General features: G+C 42.8%; 10 protein-coding genes. 6 read left to right on the top strand and 4 right to left on the bottom strand.

Features of this window, described 5'->3' with window-relative positions:
* Positions 1 to 117: 117 nt before the first annotated feature.
* The 4 genes from FC26_RS04395 to FC26_RS04410 all read right to left on the bottom strand — a co-directional run bounded on the left by FC26_RS04395 (position 118) and on the right by FC26_RS04410 (position 3,476).
* Positions 118 to 789 carry a TetR/AcrR family transcriptional regulator gene (locus FC26_RS04395; RefSeq protein ID WP_003589827.1) on the bottom strand — a complete coding sequence of 224 codons (672 nt, stop codon included), beginning with the start codon at positions 787 to 789 and terminating at the stop codon, positions 118 to 120.
* A gap of 4 nt (positions 790 to 793) precedes the next feature.
* Positions 794 to 2,041, bottom strand: coding sequence for an ABC transporter permease (locus FC26_RS04400; protein WP_031547128.1), 1,248 nt, complete (start codon positions 2,039 to 2,041; stop codon positions 794 to 796).
* Positions 2,019 to 2,762, bottom strand: a complete 744-nt coding sequence (locus FC26_RS04405) for an ABC transporter ATP-binding protein (RefSeq protein ID WP_057778157.1) — start codon at positions 2,760 to 2,762, stop codon at positions 2,019 to 2,021. Before FC26_RS04405 ends, FC26_RS04400 begins: the two co-directional genes overlap by 23 nt.
* Before the next feature lie 246 nt (positions 2,763 to 3,008).
* Positions 3,009 to 3,476 carry a Dps family protein gene (locus FC26_RS04410; protein WP_003587210.1) on the bottom strand — a complete coding sequence of 156 codons (468 nt, stop codon included), beginning with the start codon at positions 3,474 to 3,476 and terminating at the stop codon, positions 3,009 to 3,011.
* A gap of 677 nt (positions 3,477 to 4,153) precedes the next feature.
* Here FC26_RS04410 and tnpA point away from each other — a divergent pair.
* The 6 genes from tnpA to FC26_RS13185 all read left to right on the top strand — a co-directional run bounded on the left by tnpA (position 4,154) and on the right by FC26_RS13185 (position 7,746).
* Positions 4,154 to 4,627 carry an IS200/IS605 family transposase gene (gene tnpA, locus FC26_RS04415; RefSeq protein ID WP_057778159.1) on the top strand — a complete coding sequence of 158 codons (474 nt, stop codon included), beginning with the start codon at positions 4,154 to 4,156 and terminating at the stop codon, positions 4,625 to 4,627.
* 461 nt (positions 4,628 to 5,088) lie between these two features.
* On the top strand, positions 5,089 to 5,739 hold the full coding sequence (locus FC26_RS04425; RefSeq protein WP_010383508.1) for an ABC transporter ATP-binding protein: 651 nt from the start codon (positions 5,089 to 5,091) through the stop codon (positions 5,737 to 5,739).
* Positions 5,736 to 6,491: an ABC transporter permease gene (locus tag FC26_RS04430; protein ID WP_057778162.1), complete on the top strand. Its 756-nt coding sequence runs from the start codon at positions 5,736 to 5,738 to the stop codon at positions 6,489 to 6,491. The genes FC26_RS04425 and FC26_RS04430 overlap by 4 nt, the downstream gene beginning before the upstream one ends.
* Before the next feature lie 107 nt (positions 6,492 to 6,598).
* The gene (locus FC26_RS13020; protein WP_057778163.1) at positions 6,599 to 6,850 is read left to right on the top strand and encodes an IS3 family transposase; all 252 of its coding nucleotides are present in this window, start codon (positions 6,599 to 6,601) and stop codon (positions 6,848 to 6,850) included.
* Between the two features lie 17 nt (positions 6,851 to 6,867).
* Positions 6,868 to 7,449, top strand: coding sequence for an IS3 family transposase (locus FC26_RS13025; protein ID WP_268872652.1), 582 nt, complete (start codon positions 6,868 to 6,870; stop codon positions 7,447 to 7,449).
* Between the two features lie 51 nt (positions 7,450 to 7,500).
* A complete protein-coding gene (locus tag FC26_RS13185) occupies positions 7,501 to 7,746 on the top strand; it encodes an integrase core domain-containing protein (protein WP_225426371.1) in 246 nt (81 codons plus the stop codon).
* Positions 7,747 to 7,817: the final 71 nt, after the last annotated feature.

Genomic DNA, 7,817 nt, shown 5'->3' on the forward strand with positions numbered 1-7,817 from the left:
TAAACTCGCTTTTTACATAGAAGTATATCAAAAATCATAGATCTTGGACAGCTTCTTAGCGGTCATTTGAACGCTAAGTACAGAAGTGGCTTTAGTTTATATCAAGTAACAGTTAGCTCACTGACCAGTAATTTGATCATGTTCACCCGGGGTCAATATTTTGGTCATCACCGTAATCAAATACGCTTGTTCGCGCTCAATTTCAGTTCCCGGCAATTCCAGTATTAACCGCGCTAGGTAACCGAATAGCTGCGATAACAAACTTTGCAGTATCAAATCATTCGGCCAATCCACAATCAAATGATCTGCTTTTAGTTGATTTATGACACTTCCCATCTGCTTGACCATCTTAGGCGCAATCTGGCTAAGAATCTGTTCGCGTCGTTCGGTGTCAAAAGCGGCCATTTCAAAAATGACCTTTAACTCTTTCACGTTAGCTTTAGCAAATGCAACTCGGTCCGTAAAAATTGCTGTGACGAATGCCTGTAGACTGGGATAACGCTGCCGTAATTCATCCTCTGAAAAATCACTCGCTAAAATTGGCACAATGTGCGCGGCAATTGGTGCTAAGATGGCATCCCGTAAGGCAGCCTTAGTCTTATACCGCCGATAGACCGTCCCCTCCGCAACGCCGGCCCGTTGTGCAATATCACTAGTACTGGTCTGGTCAAAACCCTTTTCAGCAAACAAATCGAGACTTGCCTGGAGGATGGCCCGTTGCTTAGGTGTAATCGTTTCATTCTGACTTAGATCCTGTTGAAAATAATCCCGTATCCGTGGTCGTTCCATATCCTCACACCTTCCGATAACGTTTCATTCCAACAATATTCAACATTGTTAGTACGACCATAAACCCTACTAATATTAACAAATTAACACCAATATCGCCAAGCCCAGCACCCTTTGTCACAACAGCCGTCAACGCATTAGCACCATAGTATAACGGCATGATGTGGGCAATTGCTTGCAACCAACTGGCCATGCCATCGACTGGAACCAACCCAGCAAAAAAGATTTGTGGTACAACAATCAGTGGAATAAACTGAATCATTTGAAATTCTGAGTTAGCAAAGGTGGAAATAAAGATACCCAAGGTCAAAGCCACTAACGCTAATAATAAGTTAGTCAGAAAGACCAGCCAAATACTACCAACTAAGTGAATCTTGAAGACCGTAATTGTAAAAACAACGGTCAGGACAGTCTGAATGATGGCAAAGCCCCCATAACCAATTAGATAGCCCATAATAATTTCACTCCGTCGAATTGGGGTTGCAAGTAGCCGGCTTAGGGTTCCAGTAGTGCGTTCATTCAAAAGTGAAACGCCAGAAATCAAGAACACAAAGAAGAAGACAAAGAAACCGAGAAAGGCTGGCAAAAAGCTTTCAAAGAACGTTGAATCACTACTACCATAAATATAATGAGACTTAGTCGTATAACTGGTTGCTTTAGCTGACTGAGTCGAACTAGACGTCGTGGCTGTGGCCTGCTTGAGTTGCTTTTGTAATTTCTCAGCAGTTGCCTGGTCACCGCGGGCCTGGGCTTGTGCAATGGCAGTCTTCAGCTTGGTCACCGTTGCTTGTGTCTGGGCTGCTGTCAGCTTCTTCAAAGCGGCTTGTTGCGATTCAAGGGCCGCGCGCTGTTTCTTAGTAACGGTCACCAGCGTCTTCATTTTCAACTTGACTAATCCTGATTGTAAACTCGCCTTAATTAAAGACGTGTTGGTTGGATTGCTATTTGAATAAGTAATCGTCAATTGACCATTTTTCTGAGTCAAATAGCCATCTAGATCATGCTGCTTAATCATTTTCCGTGCCTGTGAACTATCATAATGATGAATCGTCACGTTTTTGGTATCGATCACGTTAACCACGGATTGGTCTACATGATGAACACCCAAGCTTGCTACTTGCGTTGTGTTGTTTTGAAATAAGAAATACATCAGCGTCATAATCAGCAATGGTGCCAAAAACATCAGCGCCAAGGTACGCTTATCACGTAACATTTGCTTAAAAACTCGTCTAACGATTGCCATCGTTCGCATCTTGCATCCGCCCCGCTTTCAAAAAGACCTGTTCGATCGTATCTACTGCATACTGTTGTTTCAGTGCCGCGGGTGTCCCCTCAGCAAGCGCAATCCCGTGCCGAATCAACATGAGATAATCACACCGTTCTGCTTCGTCCATGACATGCGTTGTCACGAGCATCGACTTACCGGTATCCTTGAGCTTATTTAGTTCGGTCCAAATTTGTTGCCGTAATTCTGGATCAATCCCAACGGTCGGTTCATCTAAAATCAATAATTGGGGATCCTGAATCAGGGCAATTGCCAACGACAAGCGCCGTTTCATCCCACCCGAATAGCCACTGACCCGCTTGTCTAATTGGGACGTTAAATCAACTAATCCGGCTACATAATCAATCATCTGTGCTAACTTTATTTTTGGAACGCTCATCAATTGCCCAAACAAGGTCAGGTTTTCACGGGCCGTTAGTGTCTCATACAAAGCGTCACTTTGGGCCATATACCCTACTTGTGCCATTACCGCCCTATTGGGCATCACCGTATCCATGACTTTAACAGTGCCACTATCCACAGCTTCCATCCCTAAAATACTCTTGATCAAGGTGGTCTTCCCAGCTCCTGATGGCCCAATCAAGCCATAAATCATTCCAGCCGGCAGTGTCAAATCAATCTGATTGAGCACTTGCTGATGACCAAAGTGCTTGCTGACCTGCTTGGCGATGACATAATCCGTTGCCATTTTAATAACCCTCTTTCTTAAAGCGAGTGTATACTCACTCACTTAATGGCCTTAGTATAATCAGTACATCTCGGTTTGTCAACATTAAAATGAGTTATCACTCACTTATTTTGCTTCCGGCCTATTTGTCACCGCATTGCAAACAAAAATGCGCCACCCCGTTGTTGGGATGTCGCATTTTAATTAAATAGCAGCACTGATATAAGCGTTAGCAATGTTTAAGCCTACCGATTTTTTAATATTATTTTATTCATCAATTTCCGGCGCCGACCCAAGCTCTGCCTGAATCATCCAGATTTTCTTCTCAATTGCGGTTTTGAGACCAATGAAAATATCTTGGGTACTGAAGTCTTTTTCAACATCGGATACTTCAATGCCGTGTTGGTAAAGGTCTTCCAAGTAACGATAGCCATCAACTAAGTGTGCGAGGCGTTCTGGGGTTGTTTTGTCCCATTCACCAGGCCAGTCTTGAATCTTAGTGTTTTCGGCCATTTCTTTTAAGGTCGAGTAAGGACTGCCATCAAGCGCAATCAGCCGTTCAGAAATGACATCGAGTTGGCTGTCAATTTCTTCCATGAACTCATCCATCAAGGGGTGCAACTTCAAAAAGTTGGGTCCACGCATGTACCAATGCGTCTGATGGATAATCATTGACATCTGGCTCAAATCGGCAACGAGTTGATTTAATACTGCTTTGGTTTTCGTATATTTCATTAGATTGATCTCCTTTCGATATGGTTATTATAGCATAGTGGTATGCTTAATCTGAAACGTTATACACTGGCAAATTAAGTTATTTATAGCCCGTAGAATTAAGTCGTTTTGAAAAGATGGAGACGTTAATTTTACAATCTACCAATTAAATAAATCTACAATTGAATTTTATTTACCTTATGAAGATGTTCAAAACGCGTTAAAGGAAAGTGCGCAAAACCCCTTTATACGTACAAAGGATGAATGGGTAGTGGGTAACAATGAGTGTAAATTAAATAATGCACAAAAAAGGATGCTTAAGGATAAAGAAATATATAATCATTTCAATTTAGAAAATATTTCCAGTTCCATCAAAACGGAGGCTAAACAAGATAGTGCATGACATCGATGACTAATACTTTAACACCAAACAGAAAGGGGCTATGAATATATAGGGTCTATAATTTACTAATGACCCCTAGGAAAGACTATTAAAACAACCCCCATTATCTAATAGTTAGATAACGGGGGTTGTTTTTTTATTATGTAGGCTTTAGCCTGGTGCGTGCGGAAACGCACGCACCACAAAACCACCTGCTATGCGGGTGGAGTTAAAATGTTATACAAAAAACTCTCCTTCTGGATTAGAGTGTAGATGTTCAGGCCACACTGCATTACCGAGAAGGAGAGAAATATATATGGCAAATCAAGCAAACTCATTGGCGCATACCAAGTGGATGTGCAAGTACCACATTGTCTTTAGTCCAAAGTATAGACGGAAAATTATTTATAATCAATACCGGCGAGATCTGATCGAAATTGTCAAACGATTATGTTCGTACAAAGATGTTCAGATTATCGAAGGACATATGATGCCAGATCACGTTCATCTCTTAGTAGCAATTCCACCAAAACTGAGTGTATCTGCGTTTATGGGATATCTAAAAGGAAAAAGTGCGCTTCAAATGTTCGATAAGCATGCAAATCTAAAATATAAATTTGGCAACCGCCACTTCTGGTCTGAGGGATATTATGTGAGTACCGTGGGGCTTAACGCGGCAACAGTCCAAAAATATATTCGAGAACAAGAACAAAAGGATATTGAACAAGATAAGTTGAGTGTGCGAGAATATGAAGATCCATTTCATGAGAGTAGAAAACCCAACAAATAAAGAATACGAGCTACAATAAACCTCTTTAGGGGTCGCAAAAGTGGCAATGACAGTGCGGCTTTGAACGAAGTGAAGGCGAGCGTCTTGAGGCGCAGTCGGTAGTAGAGGCTTATAGCCTCAGAGAAAACCACCCGTTCGACGGGTGGTTTTTATAAAATGATATAATACTCCCTAGATAGGAGAAAACGTATGTCTAGACAAAAACGATCAATCAAGGAAAATAATGATAAATTAAAAGTTCAATTAGAACTCCTCCGTAGTTATACGGAACACTTTGACTCAGGTATGATTCATATGGCTTTGCCAATGGCTACACAGGTTCGTGTATTAATACATCAAACAGATAAGTCCAATTTATTGACTTCTGAGCACTTTTTCATCCGGCTGTTGTCGGCGCCGATCATTGTGCGATCGGGATTGGTGCGAATAATGATTATAAATTAGTAATCGGGGGTGGGCATATGAATTCATTGATTAGTTTAGAAAAAGTTAATTATCAAATCGCTGATCAACATATTTTACATGATGTTGATTGGCAGATTCCAGCTGGGGCTCATATTACATTGACGGGACCATCCGGTGGTGGGAAAAGTACGTTATTACGGATCATTGCGGCCATGATTTCTAAAACAAGTGGGACCTTGATTTTTGATGGGCAGCCGATTGAAAGTTATGACCCAATCATGTATCGGCGGCAAGTCTCATATTGTTTCCAACAACCGACGTTATTTGGTGAGACGGTGGCAGATAACTTAGCTTTCCCGTACCAAATTCGTAAGCAAGTCATGGATACGCAACGAGTGGTAACGGCGTTAAATAATGTTGGGCTGTCCGAACGAACCCTGCATCAGCCGATTATCGAGCTTTCCGGTGGTGAACGGCAGCGGGTCGCGCTGATTCGCAACATCTTATTCTTACCAAAAGTGTTGTTATTAGATGAGGTGACAGCTGGTTTGGATGAAAATAATAAGCAAATCGTGCACGCCTGGTTACGACAGTTAAATGAGCAGGATCACGTGACAACGATCATGATTACTCATGACGCGACAGAGATTGCTGCGGCAGATCAATTAGCGAAAGTGGTTGCTGGCAGATTGGAGGTACACGCATGAATTTAGCAGTTAATAATACGTCGCTATTTTTGGCGGCAATGTTAGTGCTCGTCGCGTTAGGAATTAGTTTGTGGCAGAAACTTGGCTTGGATAGGGACATCGTCATTGGTGTCGTGCGGGCTGTTGTACAACTATTTATCGTGGGTTACTTGCTAAAGTATATTTTCCGAGTCAACAATTTGTGGCTAACGCTGGCGATGATGGGCTTCATTATCTTTAATGCGGCTTGGAATGCGAAAAAACGGGGGCCGGGGATTGACCATGCATTAGCCATTTCGTTATTAGCCATTTTTGTTAGTACGGGGGTAACACTCGGCGTCCTCGTGCTATCTGGTGCGATTAAGTTTGTGCCATCGCAAATGATTCCCATTTCTGGTATGATTGCGTCGAATTCAATGGTCGCAATTGGGCTGGCTTATCGCAGCCTCAATAGTCAGTTTCATGACCAGCGGCAAGGTGTGCTTGAACGGTTGGCGTTAGGGGCTGGTCTACTTGATGCTTCGATTGCCATCGTGCGTGAGGCGATTCGTACGGGGATGTCACCAACCATTGATTCGGCAAAGACTGTGGGTCTAGTCAGTCTGCCAGGGATGATGTCCGGTTTGATCTTTGCAGGGGTCGATCCAGTACGGGCCATTAAGTATCAAATTATGGTTACGTTCATGCTCTTATCAGCGACTAGTTTGGGGTCAATCATTGCGTGCTATTTAGCTTACCGTAATTTCTATAATGAACAAAAACAGTTGGAGTAATGACTCCTGATTGCAGTCCCGCGGGGTGGATGTAAGCTGATTCCTGAGACAACTTTTAAGAGAGGGTATAATGAATAAATCGTCTCTCAAAAGGAAGGAATTTTTACATGCCAACTCGTTACGACAAAGAATTCAAACAAAACATTATCAACCTATATAAGCAAGGCGAATCAGCTGCCCAACTGGCCAGAGAATATGGCATTGGCTATTCAACCGTTCATAAGTGGATCCAGGGCCAGGCCAAAACTCAATCCGATAAATCGCCAGACAAAATCAAAGCGATGGAAAAGCGACTGGCTTCGCTGTCTGAGGAGAACGAAATCCTAAAAAAAGCCCGGGGCTTCCTTGCGCAGAAGTAACCAATATCTTTGATTACATTCACCAAGAAAGCCATCACCACCAGGTAACCAAGATGTGCCGAATCCTCGGTGTTTCCAGAGCTCAGTATTATCGTTATCGATCCCCCAAACCTTCAAAACGCCGGGCCGAAGATGCGGACTTGAAACAACGGATTCTGCGAATCTTTGCGGAATTTAAGCAGCGATACGGTGTTATGAAGATCCACCATGAATTGAATCTGGAACTTCAACCACTGCAGCTTCGGTGCAGTCCACGACGGATTTCCCGGCTCATGAAGGAACTGGATATCCACTCCGTTACCGTCAATAAGTGGAAAGCGGCTTCGGCTTCCAAAACCAAGGTTGAACAGCGTCCCAACTTGCTTAAGCAGGATTTCTCGACCACTGGTTTAAATCAAAAATGGACCGCTGATATGACCTATATTCAAACGAAGCGTAATGGCTGGTGTTACTTATCAACCATCATGGACCTGCACTCACGACGGATTATCGGCTATTCGTTCTCAAAAAAGATGGATACTAATTTAGTCTTAAAGACCCTGGAAAGCGCGGTTAAAAATCGAACCATTACTGGGGACCTGATTATCCATACGGATTAAGGATCACAGTATACCAGCGATGATTACAATCAACGTTTAACTGAGCTACATATCCGCCACTCATACAGCCGTAAGGGTTGTCCGTACGATAATGCGCCAATGGAATCCTTTCACGCTTCCCTCAAAAAGGAATGTGTTTATCCAGTGCCGGTCTTTGAAGATTATGAAACTGCCGCTGCCGTCCTTTTTGAATATGTGCATGCTTTCTACAATAGAAAGAGAATTCATAGTTCACTGGGCTACCAGACCCCCTTACAAGTTGAAATTGCAACACTTACGAGCCAAATGGCCGCCTGATTTAATGCTTTCCAGGGTTCAAATAAGTTATTAATCGCGATTAATGATTTATTTGAGCTGTGGAAGGTAAA

This window comes from Paucilactobacillus vaccinostercus DSM 20634, from assembly GCF_001436295.1.
Classification (GTDB): Bacteria; Bacillota; Bacilli; order Lactobacillales; family Lactobacillaceae; genus Paucilactobacillus; species Paucilactobacillus vaccinostercus.